Origin of the sequence: Priestia sp. YIM B13489, from assembly GCF_042787645.1 — a bacterium.
GTDB classification, from domain to species: Bacteria; Bacillota; Bacilli; order Bacillales; family Bacillaceae_H; genus Priestia; species Priestia megaterium.
This window is the reverse complement of the sequence record NZ_JBHZOQ010000036.1, coordinates 449,047-468,037: the sequence shown is the minus strand read 5'-3', so window position 1 is coordinate 468,037 and position 18,991 is coordinate 449,047. Positions and strand designations below refer to the sequence as shown.

General features: G+C 39.4%; 18 protein-coding genes. All 18 read left to right on the top strand.

All coding sequences use genetic code 11. The features are described 5' to 3' along the window. The first annotated feature begins 1 nt into the window (after position 1). The 18 genes from ACFX4W_RS04210 (at position 2) to ACFX4W_RS04125 (ending at position 18,972) form a co-directional block, all read left to right on the top strand. Positions 2–727, top strand: coding sequence for a GntR family transcriptional regulator (locus ACFX4W_RS04210; protein WP_028411389.1), 726 nt, complete (start codon positions 2–4; stop codon positions 725–727). A gap of 133 nt (positions 728–860) precedes the next feature. Continuing rightward, positions 861–1,949, top strand: a complete 1,089-nt coding sequence (locus ACFX4W_RS04205; RefSeq protein WP_013058816.1) for a BMP family lipoprotein — start codon at positions 861–863, stop codon at positions 1,947–1,949. Between the two features lie 119 nt (positions 1,950–2,068). Continuing rightward, entirely contained in the window at positions 2,069–3,598 is a 1,530-nt protein-coding gene (locus ACFX4W_RS04200) for an ABC transporter ATP-binding protein (RefSeq protein ID WP_043976534.1), read from the top strand. Continuing rightward, a complete protein-coding gene (locus ACFX4W_RS04195; RefSeq protein WP_043976536.1) occupies positions 3,595–4,656 on the top strand; it encodes an ABC transporter permease in 1,062 nt (353 codons plus the stop codon). Before ACFX4W_RS04200 ends, ACFX4W_RS04195 begins: the two co-directional genes overlap by 4 nt. After that, a complete protein-coding gene (locus ACFX4W_RS04190; RefSeq protein ID WP_013084750.1) occupies positions 4,653–5,612 on the top strand; it encodes an ABC transporter permease in 960 nt (319 codons plus the stop codon). Before ACFX4W_RS04195 ends, ACFX4W_RS04190 begins: the two co-directional genes overlap by 4 nt. Before the next feature lie 258 nt (positions 5,613–5,870). Then, entirely contained in the window at positions 5,871–7,166 is a 1,296-nt protein-coding gene (gene yfmF, locus ACFX4W_RS04185) for an EF-P 5-aminopentanol modification-associated protein YfmF (protein ID WP_043976538.1), read from the top strand. After that, complete coding sequence (gene yfmH / locus ACFX4W_RS04180; RefSeq protein WP_025750276.1) at positions 7,153–8,436, top strand: EF-P 5-aminopentanol modification-associated protein YfmH; 1,284 nt, start codon at positions 7,153–7,155, stop codon at positions 8,434–8,436. The genes yfmF and yfmH overlap by 14 nt, the downstream gene beginning before the upstream one ends. A gap of 63 nt (positions 8,437–8,499) precedes the next feature. After that, positions 8,500–9,225 (top strand): elongation factor P 5-aminopentanone reductase, encoded by a 726-nt coding sequence (ymfI, locus tag ACFX4W_RS04175; RefSeq protein ID WP_162214894.1) that lies wholly within the window; start codon positions 8,500–8,502, stop codon positions 9,223–9,225. Between the two features lie 65 nt (positions 9,226–9,290). Then, positions 9,291–9,551: a DUF3243 domain-containing protein gene (locus tag ACFX4W_RS04170; protein ID WP_013058809.1), complete on the top strand. Its 261-nt coding sequence runs from the start codon at positions 9,291–9,293 to the stop codon at positions 9,549–9,551. Between the two features lie 213 nt (positions 9,552–9,764). Further along, positions 9,765–10,556 carry a DUF3388 domain-containing protein gene (locus ACFX4W_RS04165; RefSeq protein ID WP_013058808.1) on the top strand — a complete coding sequence of 264 codons (792 nt, stop codon included), beginning with the start codon at positions 9,765–9,767 and terminating at the stop codon, positions 10,554–10,556. Between the two features lie 12 nt (positions 10,557–10,568). Further along, a complete protein-coding gene (locus ACFX4W_RS04160) occupies positions 10,569–11,552 on the top strand; it encodes a helix-turn-helix domain-containing protein (protein WP_241771330.1) in 984 nt (327 codons plus the stop codon). 144 nt (positions 11,553–11,696) lie between these two features. Next, entirely contained in the window at positions 11,697–12,281 is a 585-nt protein-coding gene (gene pgsA / locus ACFX4W_RS04155; protein ID WP_043976546.1) for a CDP-diacylglycerol--glycerol-3-phosphate 3-phosphatidyltransferase, read from the top strand. 16 nt (positions 12,282–12,297) lie between these two features. Beyond that, positions 12,298–13,539, top strand: coding sequence for a competence/damage-inducible protein A (locus tag ACFX4W_RS04150; protein ID WP_043976547.1), 1,242 nt, complete (start codon positions 12,298–12,300; stop codon positions 13,537–13,539). A 199-nt stretch (positions 13,540–13,738) separates the two neighbouring features. Beyond that, a complete protein-coding gene (gene recA / locus ACFX4W_RS04145; protein WP_013058804.1) occupies positions 13,739–14,776 on the top strand; it encodes a recombinase RecA in 1,038 nt (345 codons plus the stop codon). Positions 14,777–15,056: 280 nt separating this feature from the next. Continuing rightward, the gene (gene rny, locus ACFX4W_RS04140) at positions 15,057–16,616 is read left to right on the top strand and encodes a ribonuclease Y (protein WP_043976549.1); all 1,560 of its coding nucleotides are present in this window, start codon (positions 15,057–15,059) and stop codon (positions 16,614–16,616) included. Between the two features lie 81 nt (positions 16,617–16,697). Further along, positions 16,698–17,495 (top strand): TIGR00282 family metallophosphoesterase, encoded by a 798-nt coding sequence (locus tag ACFX4W_RS04135; RefSeq protein WP_043976551.1) that lies wholly within the window; start codon positions 16,698–16,700, stop codon positions 17,493–17,495. Positions 17,496–17,718: 223 nt separating this feature from the next. Continuing rightward, positions 17,719–17,979 carry a stage V sporulation protein SpoVS gene (gene spoVS / locus ACFX4W_RS04130; protein ID WP_003181955.1) on the top strand — a complete coding sequence of 87 codons (261 nt, stop codon included), beginning with the start codon at positions 17,719–17,721 and terminating at the stop codon, positions 17,977–17,979. A 75-nt stretch (positions 17,980–18,054) separates the two neighbouring features. After that, a complete protein-coding gene (locus tag ACFX4W_RS04125) occupies positions 18,055–18,972 on the top strand; it encodes a dipeptidase (RefSeq protein ID WP_377559243.1) in 918 nt (305 codons plus the stop codon). Positions 18,973–18,991: the final 19 nt, after the last annotated feature.

Sequence of the window (18,991 nt, the reverse complement as noted above, 5' to 3'; positions counted from 1 at the left end):
GATGTCTATACGTGCGGATAATCGGCACTTGTATTTACAAGTGATTGATAAAATTAAACAAAATATAGAAAAAGGAATTTTTAAAGAAAAGGAAAGACTCCCTTCAGAGTTTGATTTATCAAAGCAGCTAGGGGTTAGCCGCGCAACGCTACGTGAGGCACTTCGCATATTAGAAGAAGAGAATATTATTGTTCGCAGACACGGTGTGGGAACATTTGTCAACACGAAGCCTACTTTTTTGTCAGGGATTGAGCAATTAAATAGTATAACACATATGATTGAACAAGCCGGTATGAAGGCTGGAACAATCTTCTTATCTTCTCAAATACAAGAGTTGTCTGAAAATGATTTAACACGTTTTGCTTGCGGGGAAGATGAACAGATTTTATTTGTTGAACGGGTGAGAACGGCAAACGGAGAGCCGGTTGTATATTGCATGGACAAGGTTCCTCAAAAAATATTGCCTGAAAATTTTGAATATAAACAAGAGTCTTTGCTAGAAATTCTTGAAAAACAAGCAGGAAAGCACATTTCTTACGCCGTGGCAAACATTGAGCCTCTAGGCTATCATGAAAAAGTTTCTCCTATTTTACAATGCGAACCAGAAACCGCTTTGCTTGTACTGAAACAAATGCATTATGACCAGTATGATGAACCCATTTTATATTCCATCAATTATTTCAAAGCAGATCAATTTAGTTTCCAAGTACTGCGTAAACGCGTCTAGTTTTTTTGTGTTTAAATGTCAGAAAATTTACAACTGTTTAACATTGTCCTTTTAAGGAGGTGTCAAATGTAGGTCACAAGGACGAAATAGAAAATTGGCTTTATACTTTTAAAACTATTCAGGGGGTTAAAACATGTTAAAACGTAAAACGGGACTTGCATTATCACTAGTATTAGCGGCAGGAACACTTTTAAGCGCGTGTGGCTCAGACGACGCAGGTAAAAGCGGCGGAGATAAAAAAGCGGCGGATTTTAAAGTGGGAATGGTAACAGATACGGGCGGGGTAGATGATAAATCGTTTAACCAATCTGCTTGGGAAGGTCTGACAAAGTTCGGGAAAGATAACGGACTTGATGAAGGAACTGGATATAAGTATTTGCAGTCTACAAAAGCATCTGAATACGAGAGCAATCTTTCTAAATTTGCTGAGAGTGGCTATAACTTGACGTATGGAATTGGCTTTTTATTAAAAGAAGATATTAAAAAAGCAGCAAAGCAGTATCCTGATGCTAACTTTGCATTAGTAGACGATACGCTAAAGTCAGAGAACTTAGATAACGTGGCAAGCATTCTATTTAAAGAAGAGCAAGGCTCCTTCTTAGTAGGGGTAGTGGCAGCTAAACAAACAAAAACGAACAAAATCGGCTTTATCGGAGGCGTTGAATCTCCATTAATCAAGAAGTTTGAAAACGGATTTAAAGCAGGTGTTAAATCTGTAAACCCAGATGCTGAAGTTATCTCTCAATACGCAGAAAGTTTTAACTCTCCAGAAAAAGGTTCGGCTATTGCTTCTACGATTTACAGCAAAGGCGCTGATATTATTTATCAAGCGGCTGGCGGTACTGGAAACGGCGTATTTACAGAAGCTAAAAACCGTTCAAAAGGCGGGAAAGACAAAAAAGTTTGGGTAATTGGAGTTGACCGCGATCAGCATGAAGAAGGTATGCCTGAAAACGTAACGTTAACTTCGATGGTTAAACGCGTTGACTTGGCTGTAGAAGATGTTGCTAAAAAAGCAATGGACGACAAATTCCCAGGTGGTAAAGAAGTTGTGTTTGGCTTAAAAGAAGACGGAGTAGGAATCGCTCCATCACAAGATAATGTAAGCAAAGATGCGTTAAAAGCAGTTGATGAGTATAAGCAAAAAATTCTAGACGGTGACATTACAGTGCCTCAAACGGATAAAGAATTTAAAGAGTTTGAAAAAACGCTTAAAAAATAAGCTGACGTCTGTTAAGCAATGATTATATGAGTATAAAAGGCTAGTGAAAACTAGCCTTTTTTATAGCCAAAAAACCGAAGACAGAATCCTGTAGCAGGCAGGAATAGGGAGTGAAAGCAGTGGAATATGTTATTGAAATGCTAGATATTCGCAAAGAGTTTCCTGGTATTGTCGCTAATGACAATATTACACTCCAAGTGAAAAAGGGAGAAATTCATGCTCTGTTAGGAGAAAATGGTGCGGGTAAGTCAACGCTGATGAACGTTTTATTTGGACTTTATCAGCCTGAAAAAGGGCAGATTCGTGTAAACGGCCAAGAAGTCAAAATCACGGATCCTAACGTAGCGAATGACTTAGGAATTGGGATGGTTCATCAGCATTTTATGCTCGTTCAAAACTTTACAGTAACAGAAAATATTATTCTTGGAAACGAACCGACGCGAACGGGCAAAATTAATATTAAAAAAGCAGCTCAAGATATTCAAGAGCTTTCAAATCAATATGGATTATCGGTAGATCCATATGCGAAGATTCAAGATATCTCAGTTGGCATGCAGCAGCGAGTGGAAATTTTAAAGACGCTTTACAGAGGAGCTGACATTCTTATTTTTGATGAACCTACTGCCGCCTTAACACCTCAGGAAATTACGGAATTAATTCAAATTATGAAAAAGTTAATTCAAGAAGGAAAGTCGATTATTTTAATTACGCATAAATTAAAAGAAATTATGTCAGTGTGTGACCGCTGTACAATTATCCGAAAAGGCGTCGGGGTTGGCACGGTAAATGTGCAAGAGACCAACCCTGATGAACTTGCTGCTTTAATGGTAGGAAGAGAAGTGCATTTTAAAACTGAAAAGAAAACAGCGACTCCAAAAGAAGCTGTGTTAACAATAAAAGAATTAGTAGTAGAAGACAGCAGAGGAGTAGAGGCTGTAAGTTCACTTAATCTAAGCGTTCGGGCAGGCGAAATTGTAGGCATCGCGGGTGTAGATGGTAATGGTCAAACAGAGCTGATTGAGGCAATTACGGGTCTGAGAAAAATAAAGTCGGGCTCGATCACATTAAAAAATCAAGAATTGTCTACGTTATCCACTCGTAAAATTACGGAGTCAGGAATAGGACATATTCCGCAGGATCGTCATAAGCACGGACTGGTATTAGATTATACAATAGGTGAAAATATTGGTCTTCAAACGTATTATCAAAAGCCGATGTCTAAATCAGGTATTTTAAATTATAAAGAGATGTATAAAAAGGCAAAAGAACTAATTGCAGAATATGATGTGCGAACGCCTAGTGAATATACACAAGCGCGATCGCTATCGGGGGGGAATCAGCAAAAAGCCATTATTGCCCGTGAAGTAGACCGCAGTCCGGAACTATTAATTGCAGCTCAGCCAACGAGGGGGCTCGACGTAGGAGCCATTGAATTTATTCATAAAAAGCTGATTGAAGAACGAGATAAAGGACGAGCAGTGTTGCTCGTTTCGCTAGAACTCGATGAAGTAATAAATTTAAGCGATCGCATTGCGGTTATTTATGAAGGAAAAATAGTCGACATTGTAGATCCAAAAGAAACGAATGAACAAGAGTTAGGCTTATTAATGGCAGGCGGTACGCGTGAGAAAGCGGGTGGAACAGCATGAATAAACTTGTGAAAAATGAACGTGTAATGATGATTTTGATCCCTGTTGTATCGGCCATATTAGGACTCATTGCCGGAGCGGTTATTATGTTGCTAGGCGGCTATGATCCAATGCTTGGCTATCAATCTCTTTTTGACGGGATGTTTGGAACGCCAAAAGCCATTGGAGAAACGATTCGTGCCATGACTCCTCTTGCTCTGGCTGGTATCGCGGTTGCGTTTGCTTATAAAACCGGTCTCTTTAACATTGGAGTAGAAGGACAGCTTTTAGTTGGCTGGTTGGCTTCAGTATGGGTTGGGTATGCGTTTGATTTACCAGCGGTTATTCATATTCCTTTAGCTGTATTAGCAGCAGCTGCAGCTGGAGCAGTTTGGGCGTTTATTCCAGGGTTTTTAAAGGCAAAATTTCATGTTCATGAAGTAATTGTTTCCATAATGATGAATTATATTGCCCTTTATACAACGAGCAGCTTAATCCGTACGTATTTATATGCGGGTAATGAAAAATCGTATGATATTAAAGAATCGGCATCTTTAGCATCAAGCTTTTTAGCGCAGTTAACCAATAACTCCCGCCTTCATTACGGCATTCTTATTACCATCGCTGCAGCCGTCGTAATGTGGTTTATTTTGAATAAAACAGCTAAGGGCTTCGAGCTAAGAGCTGTTGGTTTTAATCAACATGCTTCACAGTATGCAGGAATGGATGTAGGCCGAAACATTGTGTTATCCATGGCGATTTCAGGGGCTTTTGCCGGGCTTGCCGGGGCAATGGAAGGGCTTGGAACATTTCAGTATATGGGCACATTCACTGCATTTACGGGTACGGGGTTTGACGGTATCGCCGTAGCCCTGTTAGGAGCTAACAGCGCAATTGGAATTTTATTAGCTTCATTCTTTTTCGGAGGATTGCAAACGGCGGCTCCTCAAATGAACTTTATGACAGGGGTACCGTCTGAATTAATTCAAATTGTCATTGCGCTTATTATCTTTTTTGTTGCATCTAGTTATTTAATTCGCTGGGTGCTTGGCCGTGCAGGCAAGGGGGGAGCAAAATGAACTTCTTAGAGGTGTTAGCCATTATTATTCCAGCGGCGCTTTATTCAGCTGCACCGCTTATCTTTACTGCGCTCGGAGGGATATTTAGTGAACGTTCCGGGGTCGTGAACATCGGGTTAGAAGGGCTGATGATGTTTGGCGCGTTCACAGGTATTGTTTCAACCCTTTTACTTCAGGATTCATTAGGTGCTTGGGCCCCGTGGGTAGCGATAGTAATTGCGGCTGTTGTTTGCGCTGTGTTTTCGCTGATTCATGCTGTTGCAAGTATTACATTAAAAGCAGATCAAACTGTAAGTGGGGTAGCGCTGAATTTTCTAGCTGCGGGTCTTTCAATCTTTTTAATCAAAAAGATTTTTGGAAAAGGACAAACAGATTTTATCCAATTCCGTATCGATAAAGTAAGTATTCCAGGTCTATCAGACATTCCAGTAATCGGCAAAATTCTGTTTTCGAATGTTCCTATTACGTCTTATATTGCAATTGCGCTAGCTTTTGCTGTATGGTACATCATTTATAAAACGCCGTTTGGTCTTCGTCTTCGTTCAGTTGGTGAACATCCAATGGCAGCAGACACGATGGGGATCAAAGTTGTGAGAATGCGTTACGTTGGCGTTATGATTTCCGGCATGTTCGCTGGAATCGGCGGAGCGGTGTATGCTACGTCTATCGCTACAAACTTTGCAGCGGGAACGATTGCTGGACAAGGGTTCCTTGCTATTGCAGCTATGATTTTTGGAAAATGGCATCCTATTGGTGCTTTAGGTGCAGCCATGTTTTTCGGATTAGCACAGTCCTTGAGTATCACGGGAGCTCAGATTCCGGTTATTCAAGATATTCCATCCGTCCTTTTAACCATTGCACCGTACGTATTAACAATTTTAGCACTCACTGGTTTTGTAGGACGTGCTGAGGCTCCTAAAGCGCTAGGCGTTCCTTATGAAAAAGGCCGCCGCTAATAAATCCTCTATACGAGGTCTAACAATGACTAAAGTTGGATAAATATAGAAGGTGGAGACAAAGAAATCATATTCTTTTCTCCGCCTTTTTTTCATTGAGAGAAAGAATATGAAAAGAAATGAGGAAGCGCGCGGCAAGTTACTTGAAAATGTTTCCTTGAATTCGATATAGTGGTTATAAGACTAAAATTAGCGTTAAAGATTCAAAATAGAAGTATTGTCTAGTTAATACATCAAAATTTAAAAGGAGGTTTATATATGAAATTATTGACTGAACAAAAACATGAACTAGAAGGATTGACTGTTCATACCATTCAAACAGCTAAGTACAAAACAAACACGTTCATTTTAAAACTAAATGCCCCTTTAGATAAGAAAACGGTGACAATGCGTGCCCTTTTACCTTATGTGCTTCAAAGCGCTACCGAGTCGCTGCCGTCTACGACAAAGCTTCGTACATATTTAGATGAGCTTTATGGTGCTACTTTACAAGTAGACTTAACAAAAAAAGGTGATAACCACGATATTACGATTCGCATTGATATAGCGAATGAAAAATATTTGAAAGATTCAACTCCGCTTTTGCAAAAAGCGTTAGCGCTTCTTGGCGATATTTTATTAAAGCCAGCAGTTGAAGGGGACTCTTTTTTAAAGGATATTATGACAAAAGAAAAGCGTTCGCTTCGTCAGAGAATTCAAGCCGTATTTGATGATAAAATGCGCTATGCTAATTTAAGACTAGTCGAAGAAATGTGTAAAGAAGAACCTTACTCTTTACATGTAAACGGTCAAATTGACGACGTGGAAGAAATTACAGGTGAAAGTTTGTACGCCTATTATCAGCAGGTGTTAAAAGAAGATGCCATTCACCTTTATGCTATTGGAGATTTGCAAGTCGAAGAGGTTTTACAAACAGTAAAAGAAACATTTACGTTACCAAAGCGCGAGCAAAAAGACATTGAAGATTCTATTACGTCTAAAGATATCTCAAAAGTAAATGAAGTAGTGGAAAAACAAGAAGTAAAACAAGGGAAATTAAATATTGGCTACCGCACAAATGTTGTATACGGAGATAGACAGTATTTTGCTCTGCAAGTATTTAACGGTATATTCGGAGGTTTCTCACATTCTAAGCTATTTATCAATGTGCGTGAAAAAGCAAGCTTAGCCTATTATGCCGCTTCAAGGGTAGAAAGTCATAAGGGGTTACTGATGGTCATGTCGGGTATTGATGCTAAAAATTACGACCAAGCCGTGACCATTATTAAAGAACAAATGCAGGAGATGAAGCAAGGGTCGTTCACAGACGGCGAAATCGCTCAAACAAAAGCCGTCATTCACAATCAGCTGCTTGAAACGGTGGATACTCCACGAGGACTAGTAGAGGTTATGTATCATAATGAATTAACAGGCAAAGACATTTCAATTGACGAATACTTAAAGCATATTGATGCGGTATCTAAGCAGGAAATTATTAAAGTGGCTGAGAAAATTGAAATGGATACAATTTATTTCTTAAAAGGAACGGGCGGTGAAGAAAATGGAGAAAATTGAATTTTCGCAGCTTCAGGAACAGCTGTATCATGAAAAAATGGATAACGGGCTACAGGTATATATTTTGCCAAAGCCAGAGTTTAACAAAACGTTTGCTACCTTTACAACGAACTACGGATCGATTGACAATCAATTCGTACCGCTAAATGAAAATGAAATGACAAAAGTTCCGGACGGAATCGCACACTTTTTAGAGCATAAATTATTTGAAAAAGAAGACGGGGATGTCTTTCAGCAGTTTAGTAAACAAGGCGCTTCGGCCAATGCATTTACTTCTTTTACCCGCACAGCTTACTTATTCAGCTGTACGTCAAATTTTGAAGAAAACCTTGAAACATTAGTGGACTTTGTACAAGAGCCGTACTTCTCAGAAAAAACGGTCGAAAAAGAAAAAGGCATTATCGGTCAAGAAATTACAATGTATGACGACAATCCGGACTGGCGCTTGTATTTTGGCACCATTCAAAATATGTACAAAAACCACCCTGTTAAAATTGATATTGCCGGCACAATCGAATCGATTTCACATATTAATAAAGATTTGCTGTATACATGCTATGAAACGTTCTACCATCCAAGCAACATGCTGTTGTTCATTGTAGGTCCTGTTGATGCAGAAAAAGTAATGAAGCAAGTCCGAGACAATCAGCAGAAAAAAGATTATAAAGAAATCTCTGACATACAGCGTCATTTTGACGAAGAGCCTGAAACGGTGGATCAAGAAAAACAAGTACTAAAAATGCCGGTGCAGTCTTCTAAATGTATGGTGGGTCTAAAAGCGAAAAATCCGCAGCGTTCAGGTGGAGAAATGCTTAAATATGAGTTAGCAATGAATATTATTTTAGATTACGCATTTGGAAAAAGCTCTTCGTACTATGAGGAATTATATGCAGACGGGCTCATTGATGAAACATTTGCTTATGATTATACGGAGGAAAGAGGATTTGGTTTTGCTCTTATCGGAGGAGATACGGACCAACCGGAGCAGCTGTATGATCGAGTTAAACAAATTTTACTTGAAATGAAAACAAAATCACTAACAGAAGAGGAGCTTGAGCGTATCCGTAAAAAGAAAATTGGCGGATTTTTACGTTCATTAAACTCACCTGAGTTTATCGCTAATCAGTTTACACGCTATGCATTTAATGATATGAATTTATTTGATATTGTTGAAACGCTGGAAAAACTGAAGGTGAACGAAATAAAAGATGTGCTAAACGAGATTATTGATGAAAAGAACTTTACGGTTTGTGAAGTAGTACCTAAATAAAGATGATTGTTGCCAAAAAAGCTGATGTTCATCAGCTTTTTTGCATGTAAAGGAGAGAAGGTTATGGAGAAATTTGCCCTTGTGACAGGTGCAAGCGGAGGAATTGGCACAGCGATTGCTAAGCAATTGGCTGAGGATGGATATTCGCTTATTTTGCATTACCATCAACGAAGAGACAGAATAGAGGCGCTTGCACATGAGCTTGCTGAAAAGGTAAAAACCGTGTTTACGGTACAAGCGGATTTATCATGTAAAGAGGGAGTGGAGAAGTTTTTAGAGGAAATTATTGTTCCGGTAGAAGTTATTATTCATAACAGCGGACGAAGCGTTAGCGGGTTAATGACAGATACTCCGGCAAAAGAAACTGAAGAAATGATCTATCTTCACATCACGGCTCCCTTTGTTATTACCAAAGCTTTATTACCTAAAATGATTAGTGCTAAAAGCGGACAAATCATCATAATTTCTTCCATTTGGGGACTTACAGGAGCTTCATTTGAAGTCCTTTATTCAATGGTAAAAGGTGCGCAAAATACATTTGTAAAAGCTTTGGCGAAAGAGGTTGCACTAAGTGGGGTTCGAGTAAATGGAGTTGCGCCCGGAGCGATTGAAACGGATATGATGGCCAGCTATTCAAAAGAAGAGGTCAAAGAGCTGGCTGAAGAGATCCCTTTAGGAAGAATAGGATATCCAAAAGAAGTGGCAGAGGCGGTTTCATATTTAATATCTTCACGAGCTTCCTACATAACGGGACAAATATTATCGGTTAATGGCGGCTGGTACATATAAAGTGTGCATAAAATCAAAAACAAGGTACAAACTATGATATGAATAAACCTTAAGGAGGGCTACTCATGTCAGTATTAGAAAATTGGGATAGCTGGAAAGATTTTTTAGGCGACCGTTTACATCATGCGCAAAACGAAGGAATGCAAGAAGAAGTTATTCATGATCTTGCTTATCAAATTGGTGGATATTTAGCAAACCAAGTTGATGCAAAAAATGATCAAGAGCGAATTTTAGCAGACCTTTGGAGCGTTGCTTCTAAAGAAGAGCAGCATGCGATTGCGAGCAGCATGGTGAAATTAGTTCAAAATAACGGATCAGTAAAATAAGTTATCGTTTCTAAAAAGGAGCTAATTCACAGCGTGTGAGAGCTCCTTTTTTCTTAGAAATAAATAGTACAAATAAATAAGCGCTTACATACATAACAAATGTAGAACTACTTGTCTTTAGGGTTTATAATAGAATGGAAATCATTTATAGTTAAACTAGGTGAAAAAAAGGGGGCACCTCTCGAAGGCCAGCCAAGAAATGGGAGGGGTTTGATGGAGAAAATTGAGTGGTATTTAGAATATCAAATACAAAAAAATCGTCCGGGTCTTTTAGGTGATATTTCATCGCTTCTTGGAATGTTGTCAATTAATATTGTCACAATTAATGGAGTGGATGATATTCGCCGCGGATTATTGCTGCGCTGTGATTCACATGAGCAAATAGACAGGCTTGAATCTATTTTGAAAACAATGGATAATATCATTGTGACAAAAATGAGACCGCCTAAATTGCGTGATAAGTTAGCAGTGCGTCACGGCCGCTATATTCAGCGGGACGCAGATGATAAAAAGACGTTCCGTTTCGTAAGAGATGAATTAGGTTTGCTCGTAGATTTTATGGCGGAACTGTTTAAACAAGACGGTCATAAGCTTATCGGCATTCGAGGTATGCCGCGAGTAGGCAAAACCGAATCCATTGTAGCAGCTAGCGTATGTGCGAACAAAAGGTGGCTTTTTGTGTCTTCTACACTCTTAAAACAAACGATTCGCAGTCAGCTTATTGCTGACGAATACAACGCCGATAATATTTTTATTATTGACGGGATTGTATCGACAAAACGAGCGAATGAAAAGCACTGGCAGCTTGTACGAGAAGTAATGAATGTACCCGCGACAAAAATTGTGGAGCATCCGGATGTATTTGTACAAAATACCGAGTATTCGTTAGATGATTTTGCCTACATTATTGAAATAAGAAACGACCCCAATGAGAAAATTACATATGAAATAATGGAAGGTCCTCAAATGTTTCAAGACGGTGGATTATCGATGTTTGATTTTTAGCATAATTGGTAGGTGTTAGCATTGACAGAGTTAGGACAAAGGTTAAGACAAGAACGAGAAAGCAAAGGATTGTCGTTAGAAGATTTACAAAAACTAACGAAAATTCAAAAACGCTATTTACTTGGCATTGAAGAAGGCAATTATGAGGTTATGCCTGGGAAATTTTACGTACGAGCGTTTATTAAGCAATACTGCGAAGCAATTGGGTTGGACACAGATGCTATTTTTGAAGAATACAAATCAGACATTCCTTCAACTCAAACAGAAGACATGCCGCAGCAGCTTTCGCGCGTTCGCAGCCGCAAAGAAATTCCTCAGCATACAAAAGGAGTTTCAAAAGCATATGACTACCTTCCAACTGTTCTAGTGGTGGCGGGAGTTGTAGTTGTTGGGATTATCATTTGGGTAATCGCTCAAAATATCGTCTCGGATAAAAACAAGGAGCAGGCTAACCAAGAAGCTCCAAACAGCGAAGTTCAGCAGTCTAACACGCAGGAAGAAACGAATGAAACTACTGCAAAAAATGACAATAGCAACTCAGAAGATGAACAAAGTGCTGCTGATAAGAAAGAACAAGAAAAAGAAAAAGCTGAAAAAGAAAAAGCCGCAAAAGAAAAAGCCGCAAAAGAAAAAGCTGAGAAAGAAAAGAAAGACAGCGGTAAACAAGAATACAAGGAAGTTCAAAAAACAGGCAGAAGTGCTACGTATGCTCTTTCCGGTGCAGATGCATTTAATCTAGAAGTAACATCCACTCAAGCAGATACTTGGTTAGATGTGAAAAATGGAAAAGGAAATGCTTTCTTTAGCTCCATTCTAAAAAAAGGTGAAACAAAAGAATTTGATTTGACGAAAGAAACTGAAGCTCGCGTCAACATCGGTTATTCACCTGGGGTAGAGTTAAAAGTAAATGGAAAAGCGGTTGACTTGCCGTTTGATTCATCCAAGCAAGTTCGACAAGTTGTAACGATTCAATATCAGCCGGCAGAAGCACAGTAAACACCCTGTTTTAAAAAGTGATCAGGGTGTAAATAAAGATAATATGTGAATTAATCACTCATTCACGCTATAATAAAACCAAAGCCGTGCAAACAACTTCGTTTGCACGCTTTCATTTTGTAACAGTAATTGGAGGCAGAAGAAATGAATTTACCAAACAAGATTACCATTTCGCGGATTTTTCTAATTCCCGTATTCCTCATTTTTATGATGGTGCCGCTACCATTTGGCACAGTAGAGGCGGCAGGAAAAGAGATTCCGATCGCTCACCTATTAGGGGCAGCATTATTTATTATTGCATCTACAACAGACTGGATAGACGGATACTATGCTCGAAAGTACGATTTAGTCACGAACTTGGGCAAATTTTTAGATCCACTAGCAGACAAGCTATTGGTTTCAGCTGCGCTTGTAGCTATTGTTGACTTAGATTTAATTGCAGGTGCAGGATGGGCTGCTATCATCATTATTAGCCGGGAATTTGCTATCACTGGTTTAAGACTTGTACTAGCAGGGGAAGGGGAAGTTGTAGCAGCAAATATGTTAGGTAAAATTAAAACATGGACTCAAATTTTAGCTATTTCAGCTATTCTGTTGTATAACTTGCCTTTTGAATGGGTTTCCATTCCATTTGCTAGCGTAATGCTTTGGATCTCAGTGGTTTTTACGGTTATTTCAGGCTGGGACTACTTTGCTAAAAACAAACAGGCTTTTGTTAACTCAAAATAAGTAAGATGGAGATGATATGATGAACGCTGAAATTATTGGAGTCGGCTCTGAGCTGCTGCTTGGACAAATTGCCAATACAAACGCTCAGTATTTATCGAAAAAATTAGCCGAACTTGGAATTAATGTTTACTATCATACGGTAGTAGGAGATAATGCACAGCGCTTAAAAGAAGTGATTGCTACAGCTCAAACGCGTGCGGAGTTAATTATTTTCACAGGCGGGCTTGGTCCTACAAAAGATGATTTAACAAAAGAAACAATTGCGAGTGTGCTAGGAGTAGAGCTGACAACAAATGCAGAAGCACTTGAAAGCATTGAAGCCTATTTCAAACAGTCAAATCGTATCATGACACCTAACAATAAAAAACAGGCAATTGTGCTAGAAGGTTCGGCAGTGCTTCCTAACGATTACGGAATGGCTCCAGGTATGGGGCTTACGGTAGAGGGAAAACACTATATGCTATTCCCCGGGCCTCCAAAAGAGCTTTATCCAATGTATGAATCGTATGGTCAAGAATTTTTAGCTCAAAAGCTTGAATTAAAAGAAAGTATTGAATCACGCGTTCTTCGCTTTTTCGGAATAGGAGAATCACAGCTTGAGACGGAAATTGAAGATTTGCTTGATGCGCAAACCAACCCGACGATTGCGCCGCTAGCAGGAGATGGAGAAGTGACGCTTCGCTTAACTGCTAAGCACGCTGATGCCGCTGAAGCACAGCGCATGTTAGACGAAGTGGAAAAAACCATTTCAGAGCGCGTAGGCGAGTATTTATATGGATACGAAGCAACTTCTTTACATAATGAATTGGTAAAAGAATTAACGGCGCAAGGCTTGACGATTGCTTCAGCCGAAAGTTTAACCGGCGGTTTATTCAGCGAACGTTTAACAACTGTTTCAGGTGCTGGAGAAGCTGTAAAAGGCAGCCTGGTCGCCTATCATTATGAAATCAAGCAAAATATCCTCGGAGTGAGCGAACACACGCTGAATCAGTACGGAGCCGTTAGCGAGCAGTGCGCGGCTGAAATGGCTCAGCGTATTCAACAGTTATACAAAACGGATATTGGCATCGGGTTTACAGGTGTAGCTGGACCTTCCAAACAAGAAGGACATCCTGTAGGAACAGTATATATAGGGGTAGCCTATAAAGATCAAGCTCCTCAAGTTTACAGCCTGCAGCTATCTGGAAGCCGCCAGGGGATTCGTTCACGAACGGTTAATTATGGCTGTCATTACGTATTAAAGATGATAAAGAAATAAAGAAAAAAGGCTGTTTGGTTTTTCCAAAACAGCCTTTTTTTTATAAAATAATAAACGAACATTTATTCGCTTTTTGCTTGTCAAACGACTCAAAAACTAGTATAGTAAGTTATAGAAAGTTGTTAATTCGACATTGCTACTACATCGTAGTAAGTTTGCAGTTTATAGATGATTTCAAAGAGATAGAGGAGGAAATTGAGTGAACGATCGTCAAGCAGCCCTTGATATGGCTTTAAAACAAATTGAAAAGCAATTTGGTAAAGGTTCAATTATGAAATTAGGTGAACAAACGGAAAAAAGAATTTCTACAATTCCAAGTGGTTCATTAGCGTTAGATATAGCTTTAGGTGTAGGTGGATATCCACGTGGACGCGTAGTTGAAGTATATGGTCCAGAAAGCTCAGGTAAAACAACAGTTGCTCTTCATGCGATTGCAGAAGTTCAACAGCAGGGCGGACAGGCTGCATTTATCGATGCGGAGCACGCGTTAGATCCTGTATATGCTCAAAAATTAGGTGTGAATATTGATGAGCTATTATTATCTCAGCCTGATACGGGAGAACAAGCTTTAGAAATCGCTGAAGCTTTAGTTCGAAGCGGTGCAGTAGATATTATCGTTGTTGACTCAGTAGCAGCATTAGTGCCAAAAGCGGAAATTGAAGGAGAAATGGGAGACTCTCACGTGGGTCTACAAGCTCGTTTAATGTCTCAAGCATTGCGTAAACTATCTGGAGCTATCAACAAGTCTAAAACAATCGCTATCTTTATTAACCAAATTCGTGAAAAAGTCGGCGTTATGTTTGGTAATCCTGAAACAACTCCTGGTGGACGTGCGCTTAAATTCTATTCTTCAGTGCGTCTAGAAGTGCGTCGTGCAGAGCAGTTAAAGCAAGGAAACGATATTGTAGGTAACAAAACAAGAATTAAAGTTGTGAAAAACAAAGTAGCTCCGCCTTTCCGTGCTGCTGAAGTAGATATTATGTACGGAGAAGGTATTTCAAAAGAGGGTGAAATTTTGGATATCGCTTCTGAACTAGATATTGTTCAAAAAAGTGGATCTTGGTATTCATATAATGACGAGCGTCTAGGTCAAGGTCGTGAAAATGCAAAACAATTCTTAAAAGAAAATACTGATATTCGTCAGGAAATTGCGGGACAAGTGCGTGAACATCATGGTTTAGACCAAGATGGAGAGCCAGCTCCTGAGGATGACGATCAAGGCGATTTAAATATTTAATTTGCTGCGAGATAAAAAAAGACTCCTCTATTTCAAAGAAGGGGTCTTTTTTTTGTAAAAATTGTTAATGATAGAAAAGTAACATACGAAATTTCAATATATACTGTAGAGGCAGGCTTGACAATAAAAATGCACAGATTTACAATTAAGATGTATATTTTCCCTTTTTAAAACATTTTAGCGTTTAAAAGCCTTTGTGTGTATATTGAAAGGTGAATACGATGTACATGCCGACATGAAATTTAAAACTTACAAGTTTATAGCAAGGGGAGGTGAAATGATGGATACTAATACAATCATCTTCGCTTTGCTTGGCCTAATCGTCGGTGCAGTTGTTGGCTTTTTTGTTTGTAAATCGATTGCTGAAGCTAAAATTGCGGGAGCAAAGTCTAGTGCAGAACAAATTATCGATGAAGGAACCCGCGAGGCGGAAGCTTTGAAAAAAGAAGCTTTACTAGAAGCGAAGGATGAAATCCATCAGCTTCGTACAGAGGCAGAACAAGATATTCGTGATCGTCGAGCAGAACTTCAAAAACAAGAAAATCGATTAATGCAAAAAGAGGAAAATCTTGATCGTAAAGACGAATCACTTGATAAACGTGAAGCGTTACTTGAAAAGAAAGATGATTCTCTTACTGTTAAACAACAGCATATTGAAGAGATGGAAAGCAAAGTTGAAGAAGTAGTACGTGCACAGCAAACAGAGCTAGAGCGCATTTCAAGCTTAACAAGAGAAGATGCAAGAGCGATTATTTTAGATCGTGTTGAAAATGAACTTTCCCACGATATTGCAATAATGGTAAAAGAAACAGAAAACCGTGCAAAAGAAGACGCCGATAAAAAGGCGAAAGAAATTCTTTCACTTGCTATTCAGCGTTGCGCAGCAGATCATGTTGCTGAAACGACTGTCTCAGTTGTTAACTTGCCAAATGACGAAATGAAAGGCCGAATTATCGGTCGAGAAGGTCGAAACATCCGTACGCTTGAAACTTTGACAGGAATTGATCTTATTATTGATGATACGCCAGAAGCAGTTATTTTATCAGGATTTGACCCAATTCGTCGTGAGACAGCAAGAATTGCACTTGATAAACTCGTTCAAGATGGTCGTATCCATCCCGCGCGTATTGAAGAAATGGTTGAAAAATCTCGCCGTGAAGTGGACGAATATATTCGTGAAGTTGGTGAACAAACGACGTTTGAAGTCGGTGTTCACGGGTTGCACCCAGACTTGATGAAAATTCTTGGTCGCTTAAAATTCAGAACAAGCTATGGTCAAAATGTGCTGAAACATTCAATGGAAGTAGCGTATTTATCAGGACTTATGGCTGCTGAATTAGGTGAAGATGAAACGTTAGCCAAACGAGCAGGATTGTTACATGATATTGGTAAAGCAATTGACCATGAGGTAGAAGGAAGTCACGTAGAAATCGGTGTTGAATTAGCTACAAAGTATAAAGAACATCCGGTTGTTATTAACGCGATTGCTTCTCACCATGGAGATACAGAACCAACATCAATCATTGCTGTACTAGTTGCAGCAGCGGATGCATTATCTGCTGCAAGACCAGGTGCTCGCAGTGAGACGTTAGAAAACTATATTCGTCGTCTTGAAAAGTTAGAAGAAATTTCAGAGTCTTATGAAGGCGTTGAAAAATCATTTGCGATTCAAGCAGGGCGTGAAGTTCGTATTATGGTGAAACCAGATACGATTGGTGATCTAGAAGCGCATCGACTTGCTCGAGATATCCGAAAACGAATTGAAGATGAGCTGGATTATCCTGGCCACATCAAAGTAACCGTTATTCGTGAAACAAGAGCAGTAGAGTATGCAAAATAAAAATGAAGTGGCGTTTCGCCACTTTATTTTTTTTCGTAGAGATGAAGATGCAGATTAAGAATGAAGTATAGGAGCTTTTACATGAGAATTTTATTTATCGGAGACGTAGTTGGTTCTCCAGGCCGTGAAATGGTTGAAGAATATTTACCAAGATTAAAAAGAAAATACTCTCCGGGACTTACAATTGTGAATGGAGAAAATGCAGCTTCAGGAAAAGGCATTACTGAAAAGATTTATCGTCAGTTCTTGCAAGCAGGGGCTAATATTATTACCCTTGGTAACCACGCGTGGGACAAACGTGAAATTTTTGATTTTATTGACGATGCAAAAAATCTTGTTCGTCCAGCTAATTTTCCTGAAGGTACACCTGGCAAGGGAATTACGTATTTTACGTACAATCAGCTTGAGGTAGCCGTGATTAATTTACAAGGGCGCACGTTTATGGCTCCGCTTGATTGTCCATTTCAAAAAGCAGATGACCTGATTGAGGAAGCACGTCAGCGCACTCCGCTCATTTTTATTGATTTTCATGCTGAAACAACAAGTGAAAAGCAAGCGATTAGCTGGTATGTGGACGGGCGTGTCAGCGCTGTTGTCGGCACTCATACGCATGTTCAAACAGCTGACAATCGTATATTGCCAAAAGGAACAGCCTACATCTCTGACGTAGGGATGACGGGACCATATGACGGCATTTTAGGGATGGAGCGCGAAGCTGTTATTAAGCGTTTTTTAACGTCTCTTCCTGTTCGATTTGAAGTGCCAAAAGAAGGAAGAACGCAGCTTAGTGGAATCGTTATTGATATTGATCAAAAGACGGGGAAAGCAACAAAAACAGAGCGAATTTTAATTAACGAAGACCATCCGTTTTTTGAATAAAGGGAAAAAGTCAATGTGTCGAAAGACGATACGTTGGCTTTTTTATTTTGTCAAAAACGTAAAAAGAAAAAAGAAAGGTGTAGAAATATAAGTTTTTGAATATTTAGGAAAAACAAGCAGGAATACGTTTGACATATCGTGAATATAGTAACATTGAAATCAATTAAGTCATTGGTCTAATGATCTCTCATCATACATTGTAAAGAATAAGGAGGAGCTAGATATGGAAATATTAAAAGTTTCAGCAAAGTCTAATCCAAATTCAGTTGCTGGTGCCTTAGCAGGCGTGCTGCGCGAACGCGGCGCAGCAGAAATTCAAGCCATTGGGGCCGGGGCGCTTAATCAAGCAGTAAAAGCTGTAGCAATCGCAAGAGGGTTCGTTGCACCAAGTGGGGTTGATTTAATCTGCATCCCAGCTTTTACAGATATTCAAATTGATGGAGAAGAGCGAACAGCCATTAAATTAATTGTAGAGCCGCGATAATTATAAAAACCACGGACCTGTAAAGCATAGAAGCCAAACAGGTCCTTTTTGTATAGAATTAAAGGGGTGTGGGTTGTGATATTTGATGCTCATTGTGATGTATTGATGAAGCTCTGGTTAAATAAACGTTTATCTTTTACATATGATTCAGCGATGCATGTGACGTTAGAAGGAATAAAAAAAGCAAACGGGAAAGTTCAGCTATTCGCTCTTTATATTCCAGAAGCGGTTCCGGCAGCTCAGCGCTTTGATGTTGCGTTAGAAATGATCCAGCTGTTTCAAAGTCATATTTTATCGCTTCCCGGTGTGAAATGGATTCGTTCAAAACGCGATATAGATAGCTTGAAAAAAGGTGAAATAGGAGCAATGCTGACGCTTGAAGGCTGCGATGCCATTGATACCAGTTTAGTTCGCTTAAAGACACTGTTTTCACTGGGTGTACGCTCAGTAGGTTTGACATGGAATTATAGCAATGCCGTGTGTGACGGTATTTTAGAACCTCGAGGCGCGGGGTTATCTTCTTTTGGAAGAGAAGTTGTTGAATTGAATAATGAACATAAAGTGTGGACGGATGTATCTCATTTATCGGTAAGAGGTTTTTGGGATGTGATTGAGCTAGCACAATATGTAGTGGCTACTCATTCCAATTCACACGTATTGTGTTCTCATCCGCGGAATTTAAGAGACGATCAAATTCATGCTTTAATAAAGCGAAACGGCGTGATTGGCATTACGTTTGTGCCTGAATTTTTAACGAGTTCTGCCAAAGCGCAAATAGCGGATGTGATCCGTCATCTTGATTACATGTGTGAAAGAGGAGGCGAATGCTCCGTTGGTTTTGGCTCTGACTTTGACGGCATTGACAAAACGGTTCATCGTCTCGGAAGATATGAACAGTATACGAATTTAATCGAAGAACTCCTTAAGCATTACACTGAGGAGCAGGTAAAACGTTTTCTGTTTCAAAACTTTGCTGATCGTGTATGCAGCTAATAAAAAAAGAGCTTTTTCT

What these genes read in the sequence shown, in the direction of transcription:
- ACFX4W_RS04210 (WP_028411389.1), top strand. Translation starts at nt 2, where the DNA reads ATGTCTATACGTGCGGATAATCGGCACTTGTATTTACAAGTGATTGAT.
- ACFX4W_RS04205 (WP_013058816.1), top strand. Translation starts at nt 861, where the DNA reads ATGTTAAAACGTAAAACGGGACTTGCATTATCACTAGTATTAGCGGCA.
- ACFX4W_RS04195 (WP_043976536.1), top strand. Translation starts at nt 3,595, where the DNA reads ATGAATAAACTTGTGAAAAATGAACGTGTAATGATGATTTTGATCCCT.
- ACFX4W_RS04190 (WP_013084750.1), top strand. Translation starts at nt 4,653, where the DNA reads ATGAACTTCTTAGAGGTGTTAGCCATTATTATTCCAGCGGCGCTTTAT.
- yfmF (WP_043976538.1), top strand. Translation starts at nt 5,871, where the DNA reads ATGAAATTATTGACTGAACAAAAACATGAACTAGAAGGATTGACTGTT.
- yfmH (WP_025750276.1), top strand. Translation starts at nt 7,153, where the DNA reads ATGGAGAAAATTGAATTTTCGCAGCTTCAGGAACAGCTGTATCATGAA.
- ymfI (WP_162214894.1), top strand. Translation starts at nt 8,500, where the DNA reads ATGGAGAAATTTGCCCTTGTGACAGGTGCAAGCGGAGGAATTGGCACA.
- ACFX4W_RS04170 (WP_013058809.1), top strand. Translation starts at nt 9,291, where the DNA reads ATGTCAGTATTAGAAAATTGGGATAGCTGGAAAGATTTTTTAGGCGAC.
- ACFX4W_RS04165 (WP_013058808.1), top strand. Translation starts at nt 9,765, where the DNA reads ATGGAGAAAATTGAGTGGTATTTAGAATATCAAATACAAAAAAATCGT.
- pgsA (WP_043976546.1), top strand. Translation starts at nt 11,697, where the DNA reads ATGAATTTACCAAACAAGATTACCATTTCGCGGATTTTTCTAATTCCC.
- ACFX4W_RS04150 (WP_043976547.1), top strand. Translation starts at nt 12,298, where the DNA reads ATGATGAACGCTGAAATTATTGGAGTCGGCTCTGAGCTGCTGCTTGGA.
- rny (WP_043976549.1), top strand. Translation starts at nt 15,057, where the DNA reads ATGGATACTAATACAATCATCTTCGCTTTGCTTGGCCTAATCGTCGGT.
- ACFX4W_RS04135 (WP_043976551.1), top strand. Translation starts at nt 16,698, where the DNA reads ATGAGAATTTTATTTATCGGAGACGTAGTTGGTTCTCCAGGCCGTGAA.
- spoVS (WP_003181955.1), top strand. Translation starts at nt 17,719, where the DNA reads ATGGAAATATTAAAAGTTTCAGCAAAGTCTAATCCAAATTCAGTTGCT.